Origin of the sequence: Aeromonas sp. ASNIH7 (genome assembly GCF_002903485.1) — a bacterium.
Classification (GTDB): domain Bacteria; phylum Pseudomonadota; class Gammaproteobacteria; order Enterobacterales; family Aeromonadaceae; genus Aeromonas; species Aeromonas caviae.
Genome location: NZ_CP026226.1, coordinates 1,770,001 through 1,786,147, shown reverse-complemented (window position 1 = coordinate 1,786,147; position 16,147 = coordinate 1,770,001). Strand labels below are relative to the sequence as shown.

At 53.6% G+C, this 16,147-nt stretch carries 30 protein-coding genes (1 of these 30 cut by a window edge); 28 read left to right on the top strand and 2 right to left on the bottom strand.

What is annotated here, in order from left to right; all coding sequences use genetic code 11:
• Positions 1 to 296: 296 nt before the first annotated feature.
• The 28 genes from rpsJ (at position 297) to rplQ (ending at position 13,919) form a co-directional block, all read left to right on the top strand.
• Positions 297 to 608, top strand: a complete 312-nt coding sequence (gene rpsJ / locus C2U47_RS08470) for a 30S ribosomal protein S10 (RefSeq protein WP_005307944.1) — start codon at positions 297 to 299, stop codon at positions 606 to 608.
• A 22-nt stretch (positions 609 to 630) separates the two neighbouring features.
• Positions 631 to 1,263, top strand: coding sequence for a 50S ribosomal protein L3 (rplC, locus tag C2U47_RS08465; RefSeq protein WP_010672559.1), 633 nt, complete (start codon positions 631 to 633; stop codon positions 1,261 to 1,263).
• A 17-nt stretch (positions 1,264 to 1,280) separates the two neighbouring features.
• Entirely contained in the window at positions 1,281 to 1,886 is a 606-nt protein-coding gene (gene rplD / locus C2U47_RS08460) for a 50S ribosomal protein L4 (protein WP_005340616.1), read from the top strand.
• Positions 1,883 to 2,185: a 50S ribosomal protein L23 gene (gene rplW / locus C2U47_RS08455; protein ID WP_005307955.1), complete on the top strand. Its 303-nt coding sequence runs from the start codon at positions 1,883 to 1,885 to the stop codon at positions 2,183 to 2,185. The genes rplD and rplW overlap by 4 nt, the downstream gene beginning before the upstream one ends.
• A 15-nt stretch (positions 2,186 to 2,200) precedes the next feature.
• Positions 2,201 to 3,022: a 50S ribosomal protein L2 gene (gene rplB, locus C2U47_RS08450; protein WP_010672560.1), complete on the top strand. Its 822-nt coding sequence runs from the start codon at positions 2,201 to 2,203 to the stop codon at positions 3,020 to 3,022.
• Between the two features lie 22 nt (positions 3,023 to 3,044).
• A complete protein-coding gene (gene rpsS, locus C2U47_RS08445) occupies positions 3,045 to 3,323 on the top strand; it encodes a 30S ribosomal protein S19 (RefSeq protein WP_005307960.1) in 279 nt (92 codons plus the stop codon).
• A gap of 10 nt (positions 3,324 to 3,333) precedes the next feature.
• Positions 3,334 to 3,678, top strand: a complete 345-nt coding sequence (gene rplV / locus C2U47_RS08440; RefSeq protein WP_010672561.1) for a 50S ribosomal protein L22 — start codon at positions 3,334 to 3,336, stop codon at positions 3,676 to 3,678.
• A 3-nt stretch (positions 3,679 to 3,681) separates the two neighbouring features.
• On the top strand, positions 3,682 to 4,395 hold the full coding sequence (gene rpsC, locus C2U47_RS08435) for a 30S ribosomal protein S3 (protein ID WP_005331168.1): 714 nt from the start codon (positions 3,682 to 3,684) through the stop codon (positions 4,393 to 4,395).
• Between the two features lie 13 nt (positions 4,396 to 4,408).
• Positions 4,409 to 4,822 (top strand): 50S ribosomal protein L16, encoded by a 414-nt coding sequence (rplP, locus tag C2U47_RS08430; protein WP_010672562.1) that lies wholly within the window; start codon positions 4,409 to 4,411, stop codon positions 4,820 to 4,822.
• On the top strand, positions 4,822 to 5,013 hold the full coding sequence (gene rpmC, locus C2U47_RS08425) for a 50S ribosomal protein L29 (protein WP_005307965.1): 192 nt from the start codon (positions 4,822 to 4,824) through the stop codon (positions 5,011 to 5,013). The genes rplP and rpmC overlap by 1 nt, the downstream gene beginning before the upstream one ends.
• Entirely contained in the window at positions 5,013 to 5,261 is a 249-nt protein-coding gene (gene rpsQ, locus C2U47_RS08420; RefSeq protein WP_005307966.1) for a 30S ribosomal protein S17, read from the top strand. The genes rpmC and rpsQ overlap by 1 nt, the downstream gene beginning before the upstream one ends.
• Positions 5,262 to 5,409: 148 nt before the next feature.
• Entirely contained in the window at positions 5,410 to 5,778 is a 369-nt protein-coding gene (gene rplN, locus C2U47_RS08415; protein WP_005307975.1) for a 50S ribosomal protein L14, read from the top strand.
• An 11-nt stretch (positions 5,779 to 5,789) separates the two neighbouring features.
• Complete coding sequence (rplX, locus tag C2U47_RS08410) at positions 5,790 to 6,107, top strand: 50S ribosomal protein L24 (RefSeq protein ID WP_005307977.1); 318 nt, start codon at positions 5,790 to 5,792, stop codon at positions 6,105 to 6,107.
• Between the two features lie 13 nt (positions 6,108 to 6,120).
• The gene (rplE, locus tag C2U47_RS08405; protein ID WP_005331162.1) at positions 6,121 to 6,660 is read left to right on the top strand and encodes a 50S ribosomal protein L5; all 540 of its coding nucleotides are present in this window, start codon (positions 6,121 to 6,123) and stop codon (positions 6,658 to 6,660) included.
• Between the two features lie 10 nt (positions 6,661 to 6,670).
• Positions 6,671 to 6,976: a 30S ribosomal protein S14 gene (gene rpsN / locus C2U47_RS08400; RefSeq protein ID WP_005331161.1), complete on the top strand. Its 306-nt coding sequence runs from the start codon at positions 6,671 to 6,673 to the stop codon at positions 6,974 to 6,976.
• A 19-nt stretch (positions 6,977 to 6,995) separates the two neighbouring features.
• Positions 6,996 to 7,388 (top strand): 30S ribosomal protein S8, encoded by a 393-nt coding sequence (rpsH, locus tag C2U47_RS08395; protein ID WP_010672564.1) that lies wholly within the window; start codon positions 6,996 to 6,998, stop codon positions 7,386 to 7,388.
• A gap of 13 nt (positions 7,389 to 7,401) precedes the next feature.
• Positions 7,402 to 7,935 carry a 50S ribosomal protein L6 gene (gene rplF, locus C2U47_RS08390; protein ID WP_010672565.1) on the top strand — a complete coding sequence of 178 codons (534 nt, stop codon included), beginning with the start codon at positions 7,402 to 7,404 and terminating at the stop codon, positions 7,933 to 7,935.
• 9 nt (positions 7,936 to 7,944) lie between these two features.
• Positions 7,945 to 8,298, top strand: coding sequence for a 50S ribosomal protein L18 (gene rplR, locus C2U47_RS08385; RefSeq protein WP_010672566.1), 354 nt, complete (start codon positions 7,945 to 7,947; stop codon positions 8,296 to 8,298).
• 14 nt (positions 8,299 to 8,312) lie between these two features.
• Positions 8,313 to 8,813 carry a 30S ribosomal protein S5 gene (gene rpsE, locus C2U47_RS08380; protein ID WP_005340605.1) on the top strand — a complete coding sequence of 167 codons (501 nt, stop codon included), beginning with the start codon at positions 8,313 to 8,315 and terminating at the stop codon, positions 8,811 to 8,813.
• Positions 8,814 to 8,819: 6 nt separating this feature from the next.
• Positions 8,820 to 8,999 (top strand): 50S ribosomal protein L30, encoded by a 180-nt coding sequence (gene rpmD / locus C2U47_RS08375; protein ID WP_005307985.1) that lies wholly within the window; start codon positions 8,820 to 8,822, stop codon positions 8,997 to 8,999.
• A 2-nt stretch (positions 9,000 to 9,001) separates the two neighbouring features.
• Complete coding sequence (gene rplO, locus C2U47_RS08370) at positions 9,002 to 9,439, top strand: 50S ribosomal protein L15 (protein ID WP_005307987.1); 438 nt, start codon at positions 9,002 to 9,004, stop codon at positions 9,437 to 9,439.
• 8 nt (positions 9,440 to 9,447) lie between these two features.
• Complete coding sequence (gene secY, locus C2U47_RS08365; RefSeq protein WP_010672567.1) at positions 9,448 to 10,776, top strand: preprotein translocase subunit SecY; 1,329 nt, start codon at positions 9,448 to 9,450, stop codon at positions 10,774 to 10,776.
• A gap of 27 nt (positions 10,777 to 10,803) precedes the next feature.
• Positions 10,804 to 10,917 (top strand): 50S ribosomal protein L36, encoded by a 114-nt coding sequence (rpmJ, locus tag C2U47_RS08360; protein WP_005319705.1) that lies wholly within the window; start codon positions 10,804 to 10,806, stop codon positions 10,915 to 10,917.
• Positions 10,918 to 11,056: 139 nt separating this feature from the next.
• Positions 11,057 to 11,413: a 30S ribosomal protein S13 gene (rpsM, locus tag C2U47_RS08355; protein WP_005307991.1), complete on the top strand. Its 357-nt coding sequence runs from the start codon at positions 11,057 to 11,059 to the stop codon at positions 11,411 to 11,413.
• A 14-nt stretch (positions 11,414 to 11,427) separates the two neighbouring features.
• Entirely contained in the window at positions 11,428 to 11,817 is a 390-nt protein-coding gene (rpsK, locus tag C2U47_RS08350) for a 30S ribosomal protein S11 (protein WP_005319702.1), read from the top strand.
• A 39-nt stretch (positions 11,818 to 11,856) separates the two neighbouring features.
• Positions 11,857 to 12,477 (top strand): 30S ribosomal protein S4, encoded by a 621-nt coding sequence (rpsD, locus tag C2U47_RS08345; RefSeq protein WP_010672568.1) that lies wholly within the window; start codon positions 11,857 to 11,859, stop codon positions 12,475 to 12,477.
• A gap of 25 nt (positions 12,478 to 12,502) precedes the next feature.
• Positions 12,503 to 13,492, top strand: coding sequence for a DNA-directed RNA polymerase subunit alpha (locus C2U47_RS08340; RefSeq protein WP_005307997.1), 990 nt, complete (start codon positions 12,503 to 12,505; stop codon positions 13,490 to 13,492).
• Positions 13,493 to 13,535: 43 nt separating this feature from the next.
• Complete coding sequence (gene rplQ, locus C2U47_RS08335) at positions 13,536 to 13,919, top strand: 50S ribosomal protein L17 (RefSeq protein WP_005307999.1); 384 nt, start codon at positions 13,536 to 13,538, stop codon at positions 13,917 to 13,919.
• Between the two features lie 340 nt (positions 13,920 to 14,259).
• Here the strand turns inward: rplQ and C2U47_RS08325 are convergent.
• Together C2U47_RS08325 and C2U47_RS08320 are read right to left on the bottom strand one after the other, a co-directional pair.
• A protein-coding gene (locus C2U47_RS08325; protein ID WP_103261584.1) for an IS5 family transposase occupies positions 14,260 to 15,113 on the bottom strand; the annotation gives its coding sequence in 2 pieces (ribosomal slippage) (positions 14,260 to 14,771 and positions 14,771 to 15,113; 855 coding nt in all).
• Between the two features lie 214 nt (positions 15,114 to 15,327).
• The gene (locus C2U47_RS08320; protein ID WP_103261583.1) for an IS3 family transposase occupies positions 15,328 to 16,147 on the bottom strand; it runs 334 nt beyond the window's last position. Within the gene, positions 15,328 to 16,147 belong to an annotated coding region that runs on past the window's edge; the region does not span the whole gene.

Sequence of the window (16,147 nt, the reverse complement as noted above, 5' to 3'; positions counted from 1 at the left end):
CGTTACCCCTGCCAGGCAAGGGCTTGCCCAGCCGTTGGCGAGATCCATCTGTCACATAAAATTGCGCACAATCTGTCCGCCTTCACTTGCGTGAGTGGAAAAAATCCGTATAATCCCCTCCGCTTGCCCATGAGGCAGCCAGACGATATGTCTGCTTGCTGAGCTTCCCGTTTACGAGTTGCCAGCCATACAGTCCTCCCGATATGGGAGGAAACGTGAAAAATCACACCTCTGGCGGGAGTAGTCCCGGTCGGGCGGTGTTGGTTTATGTTCTTTTATCTATTGGAGCTCTGTCAATGCAGAACCAAAGAATCCGTATCCGCCTGAAGGCTTTTGATCATCGCCTGATCGATCAATCCACTGCGGAAATCGTTGAAACTGCTAAGCGCACTGGCGCGCAGGTTCGCGGTCCTATCCCGCTGCCGACTCGCAAAGAGCGTTTCACCGTTCTGATCTCCCCGCACGTCAACAAAGACGCGCGTGATCAGTACGAGATCCGCACTCACAAGCGTCTGGTAGACATCGTTGAGCCGACTGACAAGACCGTAGACGCTCTGATGCGTCTGGATCTGGCAGCTGGTGTAGACGTCCAGATCAGCCTGGGTTAATTACGGAAAGAGGTTGATAACAATGACAATCGGTCTTGTAGGTCGCAAAGTGGGTATGACTCGCATCTTCACTGAAGATGGCGTTTCTATCCCGGTGACTGTTATCGAAGTTGAAGCTAACCGTGTAACTCAGGTCAAATCTGTAGAAACCGACGGCTACAACGCTATTCAGGTTACCACTGGCGCCAAGAAAGCCAGCCGCGTAACCAAGCCGGAAGCTGGCCACTTCGCCAAAGCTGGTGTAGAAGCCGGTCGCGGTCTGTGGGAATTCCGCCTGAACAACGGTGAAACTTTCACTGTTGGTAGCGAGCTGAAAGTAGATCTTCTCGCTGACGTTAAGCTGGTAGACGTTACCGGCACATCCAAGGGTAAAGGTTTTGCCGGTACTGTTAAGCGCTGGAACTTCCGTACCCAGGATATGACCCACGGTAACTCCCTGTCCCACCGTGTACCTGGCTCCATCGGTCAAAACCAGACCCCGGGCCGTGTATTCAAGGGCAAGAAGATGGCTGGTCACATGGGTGCTGAGCGTGTAACGACTCAGAACCTGGAACTGGTTCGTGTTGACGCTGAACGCAACCTGCTGCTCATCAAAGGCGCAGTACCGGGTGCAACCAACGGCAACGTGATCGTCAAACCTGCCGTCAAAGCGTAACGTCTGAGGAGATAGTAATGGAATTGGTAATGAAAGACGCCAAGAGCGCTCTTGAAGTTTCCGAGACTACCTTCGGGCGCGAATTCAACGAAGCTCTGGTTCACCAGGTTGTCGTTGCATATGCCGCTGGTGCCCGTCAGGGTACTCGTGCGCAGCTGACTCGCTCTGAAGTGTCTGGTGGCGGCAAAAAGCCGTGGCGTCAGAAGGGTACTGGTCGTGCCCGTGCTGGCTCCATCCGTTCGCCCATCTGGCGTTCCGGTGGTGTGACCTTTGCTGCTAAGCCGCAAGATCACAGCCAGAAAGTAAACAAGAAGATGTACCGCGGCGCTATCCGTAGCATCCTGTCCGAGCTGGTACGTCAAGAGCGCCTGATCGTTGTTGAGAAGTTCGGCATCGAAGCGCCGAAGACCAAAGAACTGATCGCCAAGCTGAAAGAAATGGAACTGACTGACGTTCTGATCGTGACTGCTGAAGTCGATGAGAACCTGTTCCTGGCTGCTCGTAACCTGTACAAAGTTGACGTGCGTGACGTTGCCGGTATCGACCCGGTCAGCCTGATCGCTTTCGACAAGGTTCTGATGACTGCTGACGCAGTTAAGCAAATCGAGGAGATGCTGGCATGATCCGTGAAGAGCGTCTGCTGAAAGTTCTGAAGGCTCCGCACATCTCTGAAAAGAGCACCATGGTCGCAGAAAAGCAGAACACTATCGTGTTCAAAGTTGCTGTTGATGCCACCAAGGCGGAAGTCAAAGCTGCAGTTGCGAAACTGTTCGAGGTCGAAGTTGAGACCGTCCGTACCCTGAACATGAAGGGTAAGACCAAGCGCGCAGGTGCACGCGTAGGCCGTCGTTCCGATTGGAAAAAGGCTTATGTGACCCTGAAAGCTGGTCAGGACATCGACTTCATGGGCGCAGCCGAGTAAGAGGAGTTCTGAAAAATGGCAATCGTTAAGTGCAAGCCTACTTCTCCGGGCCGCCGCCACGTCGTCAAGATCGTCAACCAAGAGCTGTACAAGGGCAAGCCCTTCGCCGCTCTGCTGGACAGCAAAAGCAAGTCCGGTGGCCGTAACAACAACGGTCGTATCACCACTCGTCATATCGGTGGTGGTCACAAGCAACACTACCGTCTGATCGACTTCAAGCGCGACAAAGACGGCATTCCGGCCAAAGTTGAGCGTCTGGAATACGATCCTAACCGTACCGCAAACATCGCCCTGGTGCTGTATGCAGACGGTGAGCGTCGTTACATCCTGGCTCCGAAAGGCCTGAAAGCTGGTGATGCAATCGCCTCTGGTGCTGATGCTGCCATCAAGGTAGGTAACACCCTGCCGATGCGCAACATCCCGGTCGGTTCTACCGTTCACGCCGTTGAGATGAAGCCTGGTAAAGGTGCCCAGCTGGCTCGTTCCGCTGGTACTTTTATCCAGATCCTGGCTCGTGAAGGTAACTATGTAACTCTGCGTCTGCGTTCCGGCGAAGTACGTAAAGTTCTGGCCGAGTGCCGCGCTACCATCGGTGAAGTGGGTAACTCCGAGCACATGCTGCGTCAACTGGGTAAAGCCGGTGCTAACCGCTGGCGTGGTATTCGTCCGACCGTTCGCGGTATGGCGATGAACCCGGTTGATCACCCGCACGGTGGTGGTGAGGGTCGTAACAAGGGCATGCAGCCTGTGTCCCCATGGGGCCAGAAGGCTAAGGGCTTCAAGACCCGTAAGAACAAGCGTACCGACAAGTACATCGTACGTCGTCGTAACAAGTAATTGTTAACATAGAGGAATCACCATGCCACGTTCTCTCAAGAAGGGTCCATTTATCGACCTGCACTTGCTGAAGAAGGTAGAGAAAGCGGTGGAAAGCGGGGATAAAAAGCCGGTTAAGACCTGGTCCCGTCGTTCAATGATCATCCCGAACATGATCGGTTTGACCATCGCTGTCCATAATGGTCGTCAGCACGTTCCGGTTTTCGTTACCGAAGAAATGATCGGTCACAAACTGGGTGAATTCGCACCGACTCGTACTTATCGCGGCCATGCTGCTGATAAGAAGGCTAAGAAGCGCTAAGGGATAAATGATGGAAGCTATCGCTAAACACCGTTATGCCCGTACTTCTGCCCAGAAAGCTCGTCTGGTAGCCGATCAAGTACGTGGTCTGTCCGTAGACAAGGCTCTGAACATCCTGACCTTCAGCCCGAAAAAGGCTGCTGTTCTGGTGAAGAAAGTGCTGGAATCTGCCATTGCCAACGCTGAGCACAACGAAGGTGCCGATATCGACACCCTGCGTGTTGCCACCATCATGGTAGACGAAGGTCCCTCCATGAAGCGCATCCGCCCGCGTGCCAAAGGTCGCGCGGATCGTATCCTCAAGCGTACCGCTCACATCACTGTAGTGGTATCCGACGCTAAGGCTGGGAGATAAGCAATGGGTCAGAAAGTACATCCTAATGGCATTCGCCTGGGTATTACCAAGCCTTGGAATTCTACCTGGTTCGCGAACACCAAAGACTTCGCTGACAACCTGTACAGCGATTTCCAAGTACGCCAGTTCCTGACCAAGGAGCTGAAAAACGCTTCCTTGTCCAAGATCACTATCGAGCGTCCGGCCAAGAGCATTCGTGTGACCATTCACACCGCTCGTCCGGGTGTCGTGATCGGCAAGAAAGGCGAAGACGTTGAAAAACTGCGCAAAGCTGTAGCCGCAATCGCTGGCGTGCCTGCTCAGATCAACATTTCCGAAGTCCGCAAGCCGGAGCTGGATGGCAAACTGGTTGCCGACAGCATCACTTCCCAGCTGGAGCGTCGCGTAATGTTCCGTCGTGCTATGAAGCGCGCCGTACAGAACGCCATGCGCCTGGGTGCCAAGGGCATCAAAGTGGAAGTTTCCGGTCGTCTGGGCGGTGCTGAAATCGCGCGTACCGAATGGTACCGTGAAGGTCGTGTGCCCCTGCACACCCTGCGCGCCGACATCGACTACGCAACTTCTGAAGCCCACACCACTTACGGTGTGATCGGCGTTAAAGTTTGGATCTTCAAGGGCGAAGTTCTGGGCGGTCTGGCTGCAGTCAATGCTGCCGCTGCTCAAGAGCAGGCTCCTGCGAAGCCCAAGCGTGACAACAAGCGCCGCGCTGCCAAGTAAGGAGATTCGGTAAATGTTGCAACCTAAGCGTACTAAATTCCGCAAGACCCACAAGGGTCGTAACCGCGGTCTGGCCAATGCCGGTAACGAAGTATCCTTCGGTACCTTTGGCCTGAAGGCGACATCTCGTGGTCAACTGACTGCTCGTCAAATCGAAGCAGCCCGTCGTGCCATGACCCGTCACGTTAAGCGTCAAGGCAAGATCTGGATCCGTGTGTTCCCGGACAAGCCCATCACCGAAAAGCCCCTCGAAGTTCGTATGGGTAAAGGTAAGGGTAACGTGGAATACTGGGTTTGCCCGATCCAGCCTGGCAAGGTTCTGTACGAGATGGATGGTGTACCTGAGGCTCTGGCGCGTGAAGCGTTTGCCCTGGCCGCAGCTAAGCTGTCTGTTCAGACCACTTTCGTAATTAAGACGGTGATGTGATGAAAGCCCAAGATCTGCGTCAAAAGAGCGTCGAAGAACTGAACCAGGAGCTGCTGGGTCTGCTGCGTGAGCAATTCAACATGCGCATGCAAGCTTCCACCGGCCAGCTGGCTCAGACTCACACTCTGAAACAAGTGCGTCGTGACGTCGCACGTATCAAGACTGTACTGACTGAGAAGGCAGGTGCGTAATGACTGACAAGATCCGTACTCTGCAAGGTCGTGTAATTAGCGACAAGATGGACAAGTCCATCACCGTCGCTATCGAGCGCAAGGTAAAGCACCCGATCTACGGTAAGATCATCAAGCGCACTACCAAGCTGCACGTGCATGACGAGAACAACGAGTGCAAGGCTGGCGATCTCGTGGAAATCCGCGAGTGCCGCCCGCTGTCCAAGACCAAGTCCTGGACCCTGGTTGCTGTCGTAGAAAAGGCCTAATTCGGTACTTTTTAGCCCAAACGGCCCCCCATCGGGGCCGTTTGTTTTTTAGGCTACCTTTTCAAAAATAGCTGTGTTATAGTTTCGCGCCTTTTGAAGGCAGCCAGATCCCATCAGGGATAAGAAGTAAACAAAGCGGAGCACTAAGATGATCCAGATGCAAAGTATGCTGGGTGTTGCCGACAACTCCGGCGCTCGCAGTGTAATGTGTATTAAGGTTCTGGGTGGTTCGCACCGCCGTTATGCCGGCATCGGCGACATCATCAAGGTTTCCATCAAGGAAGCCATTCCTCGCGGTAAAGTGAAGAAAGGTGATGTGTATAACGCGGTGGTCGTACGCACCCGTAAAGGCGTTCGTCGTCCGGACGGCTCTGTCATCCGTTTCGACAACAATGCGGCTGTGTTGCTTAACAACAACCAACAGCCAATCGGTACTCGTATTTTTGGCCCGGTGACCCGTGAACTCCGTAACGAGAAGTTCATGAAGATTGTGTCCCTGGCACCCGAAGTACTGTAAGGAGTCGAACGATGGCAGCTAAAATCCGTCGCGAAGACGAAGTAATTGTTCTTACCGGCAAAGACAAGGGCAAGCGTGGCAAAGTCACTCAAGTCCTGATTGCAAAAGGTAAGGTAATCGTGGAAGGCATCAACCAGGTGAAGAAACACCAAAAGCCGGTACCCGCACTGGGTCAGGCTGGCGGCATCGTCACCAAAGAAGCCCCCATCGATGTATCTAACGTCGCGCTGTTCAACTCTGCCACTGGCAAGGCTGACCGCGTTGGTTTCCGGATTGAAGACGGCAAGAAAGTCCGTTTCTTCAAATCCACCGGCGAACTTGTGAAGTAATTGGAGTTTAACGATGGCGAAACTGCATGATTACTACAAATCCGATGTAGTAAATGAACTGTCCAAGCAGTTCGGTTACAAGACTATCATGCAAGTCCCTCGGATCGAGAAAATCACCCTGAACATGGGTGTTGGTGAAGCGATCTCTGACAAGAAATTGCTGGAAAATGCTGCTGCCGATATGGCTGCCATTTCCGGTCAGAAGCCGCTGATCACCAAAGCACGCAAATCTGTTGCGGGCTTCAAGATTCGTGAAGGCTACCCGATAGGTTGTAAAGTAACCCTGCGTGGCGAGCGTATGTGGGAGTTCCTGGAACGGCTGATTTGCATCTCCGTACCGCGTATCCGTGACTTCCGTGGTCTGAACGCCAAGGCGTTCGATGGCCGTGGTAACTACTCCATGGGCGTGCGTGAGCAAATCATCTTCCCGGAAATCGACTATGACAAGGTCGATCGCGTCCGTGGTCTGGATATCACCATCACCACTTCCGCGAATACCGACGAAGAAGGCCGTGCTCTGCTGGCTGCCTTTAACTTCCCATTCCGCAAGTAAGGTTAGGGTTATGGCTAAAACATCCATGAAAGCACGTGAAGCAAAGCGTGCGAAGCTGGCAGCCAAGTTCGCGACCAAGCGTACCGAGCTGAAAGCTATCATCGTTGATATGAACGCTTCTGAAGAAGCGCGTTGGGATGCTGTCTTGCAACTGCAACAGCTGCCCCGTGATTCCAGTCCGTCCCGCCAGCGTAACCGTTGCAACATCACTGGTCGTCCGCACGGTTTCCTGCGGAAGTTTGGCCTCTCTCGCATCAAGGTGCGTGAGCATGCCATGAAGGGCGAAATTCCGGGCCTCAAAAAGGCCTCTTGGTAAGAATCTCGGGAGTTAGACTATGAGCATGCAAGATCCGATCGCGGATATGCTGACCCGCATCCGTAACGGTCAGGCGGCGAGCAAAGTTGCGGTTTCCATGCCTTCTTCCAAGCTGAAAGTGGCTATCGCCAAAGTGCTGAAAGAAGAAGGTTACATCGCTGGCTACAACGTAGCTGGTGACGTGAAACCGGAACTGGAAATCGAACTGAAGTATTTCCAGGGCAAGCCGGTTGTAGAACTGATCCAACGCGTGAGCCGTCCCGGCCTGCGTATTTACAAGCGCACTACTGATCTGCCGAAAGTAATGGGCGGTCTCGGTGTTGCTATCGTGTCCACGTCTAAAGGTGTGATGACCGACCGTGCTGCCCGCAAGGCAAGCATGGGTGGTGAGATCATCTGCTACGTCGCTTAATAGGAGGTCGGAAATGTCTCGCGTTGCTAAGGCACCCGTCACTATTCCTGCTGGCGTAGAGGTGACTCTGAACGGCCAAGAACTGTCCATCAAAGGTGGCAAGGGTTCCCTGGTTCGTTCCATCCACGCCGGTGTAGAAGTGACCAAAGAAGACAATGTACTGAAGTTCGCCCCGCGCGACGGCATCGCTGGTGCTGACGCTCAGGCCGGTACTGCCCGTGCATTGGTCAACAACATGGTAGTCGGTGTTACCCAAGGCTTCGAGCGCAAGCTGCAGCTGGTTGGTGTAGGTTACAAAGCCTCCATCAAGGGCAATGCTGTTGCGCTGGCACTGGGCTTCTCTCACCCGGTAGAGCATGCGCTGCCGGCTGGTGTCACCGCTGAATGTCCGTCCGCCACCGAGATCGTTCTGCGTGGTGTGGACAAGCAGCTGGTTGGCCAAGTCGCCGCCGATATCCGTGCTTACCGCGCTCCGGAGCCCTACAAGGGCAAGGGTGTACGCTATGCCAACGAGCAAGTGCGTACTAAAGAAGCTAAGAAGAAGTAAGGTAACACTATGGACAAGAAAGCAGCTCGTCTCCGTCGTGCTACTCGTGCTCGGAAAAAGATGCAGGAACTGGGAGCTACCCGTCTGGTTGTTCACCGTACCCCGCGTCATATCTATGCGCAGGTTATTGCAGCCAACGGTTCCGAAGTTCTGGCCTCTGCTTCCACAGTAGAGAAAGCCATCAGTGAAGCTCTGAAATACACCGGTAACGCAGATGCTGCTACCGCTGTAGGTAAGGCTATCGCTGAGCGTGCTATTGCCAAAGGCGTTCAGAACGTATCTTTCGATCGTTCCGGTTTCAAGTATCACGGTCGTGTAGCCGCTCTGGCTGCCGCTGCTCGTGACGCTGGTCTTCAGTTCTAAGCTAGGAGTCGAAGATGGCTAAAGTCGAATCTCAAGCCGGCGAACTGCAAGAAAAGCTCATTGCAGTAAACCGTGTTTCGAAAACTGTTAAAGGTGGTCGTATCATGTCCTTCACCGCGTTGACCGTGGTGGGTGATGGTAACGGCCGTGTAGGTTACGGTTACGGTAAGGCCCGTGAAGTTCCGGCCGCCATTCAAAAGGCGATGGAACAGGCTAAGCGTAACCTGAACAAGGTTGAGCTGAACAACGGCACCCTGCACCACCCGGTGCGTGGCGTTCACTCTGGTTCCACCGTGTTCATGAAGCCGGCCTCCCAAGGTACTGGTATCATTGCAGGCGGCGCCATGCGTGCCGTACTGGAAGTTGCTGGTATCCACAACGTGCTGGCCAAGACCTACGGTTCCACCAACCCAATCAACGTTGTTCGCGCAACTGTCGACGCTCTGGTTCACGGTCAATCACCGGAACAGATCGCGGCCAAGCGTGGTCTGCGCGTTGAAGAAATTCTGGGGTAATGCGACATGGCTAACACTGTAAAAGTAACTCAAACTCGCAGCTCTATCGGCCGTCTGCCAAAGCACAAGGCGACTCTGCGTGGTCTGGGTCTGCGTCGCATTGGTCACACCGTTGAGCTGGAAGATACTCCCTGCGTACGCGGCATGATCAACCAGGTTTATTACATGGTTAAGGTGGAGGGCTAAGCATGCGTCTGAATACTCTGTCTCCGGCCGCTGGCTCCAAGCGCGTCAAGCACCGTCCGGGCCGTGGTATCGGTTCTGGTCTGGGCAAGACCGGTGGTCGTGGTGTTAAAGGTCAGACCTCTCGTTCCGGTGGCGGCAAGGTCCGCAACGGTTTCGAAGGCGGCCAGATGCCTTTGAAAATCCGTCTGCCGAAGTTCGGTTTCTTCTCTCGCAAATCTTTGGTTTCTGCCGAAGTGCGCCTGAACGAAATCGCCCTGGTAGAAGGTGATGTGGTCGACGTGAGCACTCTGAAGCAAGCCGGTGTTATTACCAAAAACATCGTGTTCGCTAAAGTTGTTCTGTCTGGCAACATTGACCGTGCTGTGACCGTTCGTGGTCTGTCCGTCACCAAGGGTGCACGTGCAGCCATCGAGGCCGCTGGCGGTAAAATCGAGGAATAATCAGTACAATGGCTAAGAAACCAGGATTGGATGTTAAAGCACAAGGTGGTCTGAGCGAACTGAAGAGCCGTCTGCTCTTCGTTCTCGGGGCAATTATCGTGTTCCGTGCAGGCTCTTATGTGCCGATCCCTGGTATTGACGCCGCCGTACTGGCCGAGTTGTTCCAACAACAGAAGGGCACCATCATTGAGATGTTCAACATGTTCAGTGGTGGTGCACTCTCGCGTGCTTCTATTCTTGCACTGGGGATCATGCCGTACATTTCGGCGTCGATTATTATCCAGCTGCTGACTGTGGTTCACCCTGCTCTTGCTGAACTCAAGAAAGAAGGTGAATCCGGCCGTCGCAAGATTAGCCAATATACCCGTTGGGGCACGCTGGTTTTGGGAACGTTCCAGGCCATTGGTATTGCAACAGGTCTGCCGAATATGATGCAAGGACTCGTGACTCATCCGGGTTTGGGCTTCTATTTCACAGCCGTTGTGAGTCTGGTCACCGGTACCATGTTCTTGATGTGGTTGGGTGAACAGATTACCGAGCGTGGGATTGGTAATGGTATCTCGTTGATTATCTTCACAGGTATCGTCGCCGGTCTGCCTCATGCCATTGGCGCTACGGCCGAACAGGCACGTCAAGGGGAATTGCACATCCTGCTGTTGTTGTTGCTGGGCTTGATTGTTTTCGCTGTGACTTACTTTGTGGTGTTCGTGGAGCGTGGTCAGCGTCGTATCGTCGTTAACTATGCCAAGCGTCAACAAGGCCGCCAGGTATTCGCTGCGCAAAGCACACACCTGCCGTTGAAAGTGAATATGGCCGGTGTGATTCCTGCGATTTTCGCATCCAGCATCATCCTCTTCCCGGGGACCATCACCTCCTGGTTTGGTCAGGGCGAGGGCAAGATCGCTGACATTCTGCAACAGGTCTCTATGGTCCTGCAGCCGGGTCAGCCCTTGTACGAGATGCTCTATGCAGCAGCCATTATCTTCTTCTGCTTCTTCTATACCGCGCTGGTGTTCAACCCCCGCGAGACAGCAGATAACCTGAAGAAGAGTGGAGCCTTTATCCCGGGGATCCGCCCGGGCGAGCAGACAGCACGTTACATCGATAAGGTTATGACTCGCCTGACATTGGCAGGTGCGCTCTATATTACCTTTATCTGTCTGGTACCCCAGTTCCTGATGACTGCCTGGAACGTACAGTTCTACTTCGGTGGCACCTCGCTGCTGATTATCGTGGTAGTTATCATGGACTTCATGGCTCAGGTTCAGACCCATATGATGTCTCATCAATATGGCGACGTCCTGAGGAAGGCCAACCTGAAGGGCTACGGCCGCTAAAGGTCGGCGTAGTTACGGAGTTAAGCAATGAAAGTTCGTGCTTCCGTTAAGGCAATCTGCCGTAACTGCAAAATCATCAAGCGTCACGGTGTGGTGCGTGTGATTTGCAGCGAGCCAAAGCATAAACAGCGCCAAGGCTAATTTTTTACGGTTAGTACTTGCAACAAATAGTTGTGCTGGCTAATATAGCCAGCCAACTTTTGTTGTGTATTGGTTGACCGCCACGTATCCGCTCACGGGCTTTGTGGTGGTCGTTATCTACTATATGTAGGAGTGAATAGTGGCCCGTATCGCTGGCATTAACATTCCTGACCATAAACATGCAGTCATTGCGTTGACTGCTATTTATGGCGTCGGTCGTACCCGCTCCAAGGCCATCTGTGCCGCAGCCGGTATCGCTGAGAATGTGAAAATTAAAGACCTGGACGAAGCTCAGATCGAGAGTCTGCGTGAACAAGTAGGTAAATTCACCGTCGAAGGTGACCTGCGTCGTCAGATTTCCATGAACATCAAGCGATTGATGGATCTGGGTTGCTACCGTGGTTTGCGTCACCGTCGTAGCCTGCCTGTTCGTGGTCAACGTACCAAGACCAACGCTCGTACCCGTAAGGGTCCGCGCAAGGCTATCAAGAAGTAACGGGAAGGTAGAAAATGGCTAAAACTCCGACTCGTGCTCGCAAGCGCGTTAAAAAGCAAGTGAGCGACGGTATTGCGCACGTTCATGCATCTTTCAACAACACAATCGTGACCATTACTGACCGTCAGGGCAATGCTCTGTCTTGGGCTACCTCTGGTGGTTCCGGTTTCCGTGGTTCCCGTAAGTCCACTCCGTTTGCTGCCCAGGTAGCTGCTGAGCGTGCTGGTGAGATCGCCAAAGAATACGGCGTGAAGAACCTGGAAGTCATGGTCAAAGGTCCGGGTCCCGGTCGTGAGTCTTCCATCCGCGCTCTGAACGCGGCTGGTTTCCGCATCACTAACATTACTGATGTGACTCCGATCCCGCACAACGGTTGTCGTCCTCCCAAGAAGCGCCGCGTGTAACGCTGTAGCTACTTGGTCTAGGATTGTTGGAGAAAGAAGATGGCAAGATATATCGGTCCTAAGCTTAAGCTTAGCCGTCGTGAGGGCACCGACCTCTTCCTGAAGTCTGGTGTTCGTGCGATTGATTCTAAGTGCAAGATTGACACCGTTCCTGGTCAACACGGTGCGCGTAAAGCGCGTCTGTCCGACTACGGTGTGCAACTGCGCGAGAAACAAAAAGTACGTCGTATCTACGGCGTATTGGAAAAACAGTTCCGCAACTACTACCGCGACGCTGCCCGTCAAAAGGGTAACACCGGTGAAAACCTGTTGCAGCTGCTGGAAGGTCGTCTGGACAACGTCGTCTACCGCATGGGCTTCGGCGCCACTCGTGCTGAATCTCGTCAGCTGGTGAGCCACAAAGCCATCATGGTAAACGGCCGCGTTGTGAATGTTCCTTCTTTCCAGGTATCCCCTGAGGACGTGATCTGCGTTCGCGAGAAGGCTAAGAAGCAAGCGCGTATCAAAGCTTCCCTGGAAGTTGCTGGTCAGCGCGAGAAGCCGACTTGGGTAGAGGTTGACGCTGCTAAGATGGAAGGTGCCTTCAAGCGCCTGCCGGAGCGTTCCGACCTGTCTGCCGACATTAACGAACAGCTGATCGTCGAGCTTTACTCCAAGTAAAGCTAGCTTCTAAAGAGAGGACACAATGCTGGGTTCTGTAACAGATTTTCTTAAACCGCGGCTAGTTGACATCGAGCAAGTTAGCCCGACTCACGCGAAAGTGACTCTCGAGCCGCTTGAGCGTGGCTTTGGCCACACGCTGGGCAATGCCCTGCGTCGTATTTTGCTGTCATCTATGCCCGGTTGTGCGGTTACTGAAGTCGAGATCGACGGAGTACTGCACGAGTACAGCAGCAAAGAAGGTGTACAGGAAGACATTCTTGAAATCCTGCTCAACCTGAAAGGTATCGCTGTGAAGCTGGAAGGCAAGGACGAGGTAACTCTGTCCCTGACCAAGTCTGGAACAGGCCCCGTTACCGCTGGTGATATCACTCACGGTGATGAAGTCGAGATCGTAAACCCGGAGCACGTAATCTGCCACCTGACTGGTGCAAATGCTGAGATCAGCATGCGCCTGAAAGTTCAGCGCGGTCGTGGTTATGTGCCTGCTTCTGCTCGTGTTCACAACGATGATGAAGAGCGTCCTATCGGTCGCCTGCTGCTGGACTCCGCGTTCAGCCCCATCGTTCGCATCGCCTACAATGTCGAGGCGGCACGTGTGGAACAGCGCACCGACTTGGACAAGCTGGTTATCGACATGGAGACCAATGGTACTCTGGATCCGGAAGAAGCCATCCGTCGTTCCGCCACTATTCTGGCAGAGCAACTGGAAGCCTTCGTGGATCTGCGCGATGTCAGCGTGCCCGAGAAGAAAGAAGAGAAACCCGAGTTTGATCCGATTCTGCTGCGTCCTGTCGATGATTTGGAGCTGACAGTTCGTTCAGCGAACTGTCTGAAGGCAGAAGCTATCCACTATATTGGTGATCTGGTACAGCGTACCGAAGTTGAGTTGCTTAAGACTCCTAACCTCGGTAAGAAGTCCCTGACTGAGATCAAGGACGTGTTGGCCTCCCGTGGTCTGTCTCTTGGCATGCGCCTTGAGAACTGGCCGCCCGCCAGCATCGCTGACGAGTAATCCAGATTACGGGTTTCACAGATTTAGTTAGAAGGATAAGGTCATGCGCCATCGTTTGAGTGGTCGTCAACTGAACCGGAACAGCAGCCATCGTCAGGCTATGTTCCGCAACATGGCCAGCTCCCTGGTTCGTCATGAGATCATCAAGACGACTCTGCCTAAGGCAAAAGAGCTGCGTCGTGTAGTTGAACCGCTGATCACCCTTGCCAAGACTGATAGCGTTGCTAATCGTCGCTTGGCATTTGCCCGTACTCGCGATAACGCGATCGTGGCTAAGCTGTTCAATGAACTGGGCCCGCGCTACCTGGAGCGCGCCGGCGGTTATACTCGCATTCTGAAATGCGGTTTCCGTGCTGGCGACAACGCTCCTATGGCTTACATTGAGCTGGTAGACCGCCCGGCCGCTGCTGAAGCAGCTGCTGAGTGATAAAAGAAAAAGCCGGGCTTGTCCCGGCTTTTCTTTTGGTGGATTCTGATACTGCCTCTACTGCCTCTACTGCCTCTACTGCCTCTACTGCCTCTACTGCCTCTACTGCCTCTACTGCCTCTACTGCCTCTACTGCCTCTACTGCCTCTACTGCCTCTACTGCCTCTACTGCCTCTACTGCCTCTACTGCCTCTACTGCCTCTACTGCCTCTACTGCCTCTACTGCCTCTACTGCCTCTACTGCCTCTACTGCCTCTACTGCCTCTACTGCCTCTACTGCCTCTACTGCCTCTACTGCCTCTACTGCCTCTACTGCCTCTACTGCCTCTAGGCTGTGTTCTCAAAATGCTGGTTTTCTGTCCACACATAACTCGCGCAAGTAGCGAAGGCAGAAAGCCAGTTTGATAAAGGCTGCAAAACTCTTGGCTAGCTTTTCATATCTCGTTGAAAACCGGCGAAACTTCTTCAACCAACCGAAGCACCGCTCCACGACATTGCGCCTGCGGTAATGCACCTTGTCCAGTACCAATGGACGCCCCTTATGGCGCCGTTGCTGGTCGCTGCGTTGCGGAATGACCGCTTTTATCCTTCTCCGCCGTAGCTCGGCTCGAAAGGCTTTGCTGCTATAGGCCTTGTCTGCGGCAAGATGCGCTGGCCGTGTTCGGTAGCGACCTGATGACGTTGGTATCCTCGCCATGGCCAACGCGCTTGTTGCATAGCTGATTTCTGCTGATTGCCCCGGTGACAGGCAGAAGCTCAGTGGTAAGCCATGACCGTCCGTGACCAAGTGAATTTTGCTGCCGAAACCTCCCCGCGAACGGCCAAGGGCTTGATTCATTGAGGTGTTTTTTTACGTGCACCGGCAGCATCTTTGGATGCTCTGACATTGGAGCCGTCCAGGCACCACAGGTCGAAATCGATGAGCCCTTCTTCATTGAGCTTGAGTTGCAGCGCTTCCAGAATGGCATCAATCCGGCCTGCATCCTGCCAACGCCGGAAGGTGTTGTAGACCGAATTCCATGGTCCGAAACGTTCTGGAAGGTCTCGCCAAGGAGCTCCGGTGTGGAGTATCCAGAGAATGCCATCGAGCACTTGGCGCGGTTCACGGGTAGGGCGCCCGATCAGGCTTCGAGAAGGAAACTGGGGCTCGATAAGCCCCCATTGTGCATCAGTCAGCTGATAACGGCGGGACACGGAATGGATCTTAAGCTGTTGAGAAGATGTGAGATTATATCTTCATCACTTTAAGAACACAGCCTACTGCCTCTACTGCCTCTACTGCCTCTACTGCCTCTACTGCCTCTACTGCCTTGCTTTGTAAGTGAGCGATGATTCTTCAATAGTCTCTATGATTAAGTCTTTATCTCTGCCTGAGCGACAGAGGTTCGTGTGAATCGCCCCGGCTTCTCTAGACACTTTCGAGCCTCTCGAAATATTGCTTCTCACACTCTACTGGCGATAGCCCATGGTTGAAACTGTGACGGCGCTTGGGGTTGTAAAACATTTCAATGTAATCGAACACATCCTGTCGGGCTTCCTCGCGATCCGCATAGGTTTTACGTCGGATCCGCTCGCGTTTTAGGAGCTGGAAGAAACTCTCCGCCACCGCGTTATCATGACTATTGCCACGTCTGCTCATGCTGGCCTTAAGCCGATGATCCCGCAAAAAATCCTGCCAGTCATAGCTGCCAAACTGGCTCCCTTGGTCGGAATGAACCAGCACTTCCTGCTCCGGTCGCCGTCGCCACACCGCCATCAGTAACGCGCTGATAGCCAGCTCTCGGTCGATCCGTGGCCCCATTGACCAACCAATGACTTGTCGTGAGAACAAATCCAATACCGCGGCCAGATAGAGCCAACCTTCATGGGTTCGGATATAAGTGATGTCTGTTACCCAGACCTTATTTGGCTCAGTCACATCGAACTGGCGTTCAAGATGGTTCGGTGCAACCACCGTTGGCCGGCCACCATAATGACCGGGACGGCGGCGATAACCGGTTTGTGAACGTAAACCTTCATGACGCATTAATCGCGCCACCCGGTGTTTCCCACAGGTCTCGCCCATTTCTCGCAGGTCATCCCGGATCTTGCGATAACCATAGATGCCCCCGCTTTCTAGCCAACATTGCTTGATCTGGCCAAGAAGGCGTTGGTCTTCCAGGGCTCGGGCAGATAAAGGCTGGTGCAGCCAGGCGTAATAACCGCTCGGGTGGACATTCATCATCCGA

Bases quoted from the DNA above. Each gene is read 5' to 3' on its own strand.
- rplE (WP_005331162.1), top strand. From the start codon at position 6,121: ATGGCGAAACTGCATGATTACTACAAATCCGATGTAGTAAATGAACTG.
- rpsH (WP_010672564.1), top strand. From the start codon at position 6,996: ATGAGCATGCAAGATCCGATCGCGGATATGCTGACCCGCATCCGTAAC.
- rpmC (WP_005307965.1), top strand. From the start codon at position 4,822: ATGAAAGCCCAAGATCTGCGTCAAAAGAGCGTCGAAGAACTGAACCAG.
- rplR (WP_010672566.1), top strand. From the start codon at position 7,945: ATGGACAAGAAAGCAGCTCGTCTCCGTCGTGCTACTCGTGCTCGGAAA.
- rplQ (WP_005307999.1), top strand. From the start codon at position 13,536: ATGCGCCATCGTTTGAGTGGTCGTCAACTGAACCGGAACAGCAGCCAT.
- rpsJ (WP_005307944.1), top strand. From the start codon at position 297: ATGCAGAACCAAAGAATCCGTATCCGCCTGAAGGCTTTTGATCATCGC.
- rplW (WP_005307955.1), top strand. From the start codon at position 1,883: ATGATCCGTGAAGAGCGTCTGCTGAAAGTTCTGAAGGCTCCGCACATC.
- rplD (WP_005340616.1), top strand. From the start codon at position 1,281: ATGGAATTGGTAATGAAAGACGCCAAGAGCGCTCTTGAAGTTTCCGAG.
- rplO (WP_005307987.1), top strand. From the start codon at position 9,002: ATGCGTCTGAATACTCTGTCTCCGGCCGCTGGCTCCAAGCGCGTCAAG.
- rpsN (WP_005331161.1), top strand. From the start codon at position 6,671: ATGGCTAAAACATCCATGAAAGCACGTGAAGCAAAGCGTGCGAAGCTG.
- rpsE (WP_005340605.1), top strand. From the start codon at position 8,313: ATGGCTAAAGTCGAATCTCAAGCCGGCGAACTGCAAGAAAAGCTCATT.
- rplB (WP_010672560.1), top strand. From the start codon at position 2,201: ATGGCAATCGTTAAGTGCAAGCCTACTTCTCCGGGCCGCCGCCACGTC.
- rplP (WP_010672562.1), top strand. From the start codon at position 4,409: ATGTTGCAACCTAAGCGTACTAAATTCCGCAAGACCCACAAGGGTCGT.
- rpsS (WP_005307960.1), top strand. From the start codon at position 3,045: ATGCCACGTTCTCTCAAGAAGGGTCCATTTATCGACCTGCACTTGCTG.
- rpsC (WP_005331168.1), top strand. From the start codon at position 3,682: ATGGGTCAGAAAGTACATCCTAATGGCATTCGCCTGGGTATTACCAAG.
- C2U47_RS08340 (WP_005307997.1), top strand. From the start codon at position 12,503: ATGCTGGGTTCTGTAACAGATTTTCTTAAACCGCGGCTAGTTGACATC.
- rplN (WP_005307975.1), top strand. From the start codon at position 5,410: ATGATCCAGATGCAAAGTATGCTGGGTGTTGCCGACAACTCCGGCGCT.
- rplV (WP_010672561.1), top strand. From the start codon at position 3,334: ATGGAAGCTATCGCTAAACACCGTTATGCCCGTACTTCTGCCCAGAAA.
- rplC (WP_010672559.1), top strand. From the start codon at position 631: ATGACAATCGGTCTTGTAGGTCGCAAAGTGGGTATGACTCGCATCTTC.
- rplF (WP_010672565.1), top strand. From the start codon at position 7,402: ATGTCTCGCGTTGCTAAGGCACCCGTCACTATTCCTGCTGGCGTAGAG.
- rpsD (WP_010672568.1), top strand. From the start codon at position 11,857: ATGGCAAGATATATCGGTCCTAAGCTTAAGCTTAGCCGTCGTGAGGGC.
- rplX (WP_005307977.1), top strand. From the start codon at position 5,790: ATGGCAGCTAAAATCCGTCGCGAAGACGAAGTAATTGTTCTTACCGGC.
- rpsK (WP_005319702.1), top strand. From the start codon at position 11,428: ATGGCTAAAACTCCGACTCGTGCTCGCAAGCGCGTTAAAAAGCAAGTG.
- rpsQ (WP_005307966.1), top strand. From the start codon at position 5,013: ATGACTGACAAGATCCGTACTCTGCAAGGTCGTGTAATTAGCGACAAG.
- rpmD (WP_005307985.1), top strand. From the start codon at position 8,820: ATGGCTAACACTGTAAAAGTAACTCAAACTCGCAGCTCTATCGGCCGT.
- secY (WP_010672567.1), top strand. From the start codon at position 9,448: ATGGCTAAGAAACCAGGATTGGATGTTAAAGCACAAGGTGGTCTGAGC.
- rpmJ (WP_005319705.1), top strand. From the start codon at position 10,804: ATGAAAGTTCGTGCTTCCGTTAAGGCAATCTGCCGTAACTGCAAAATC.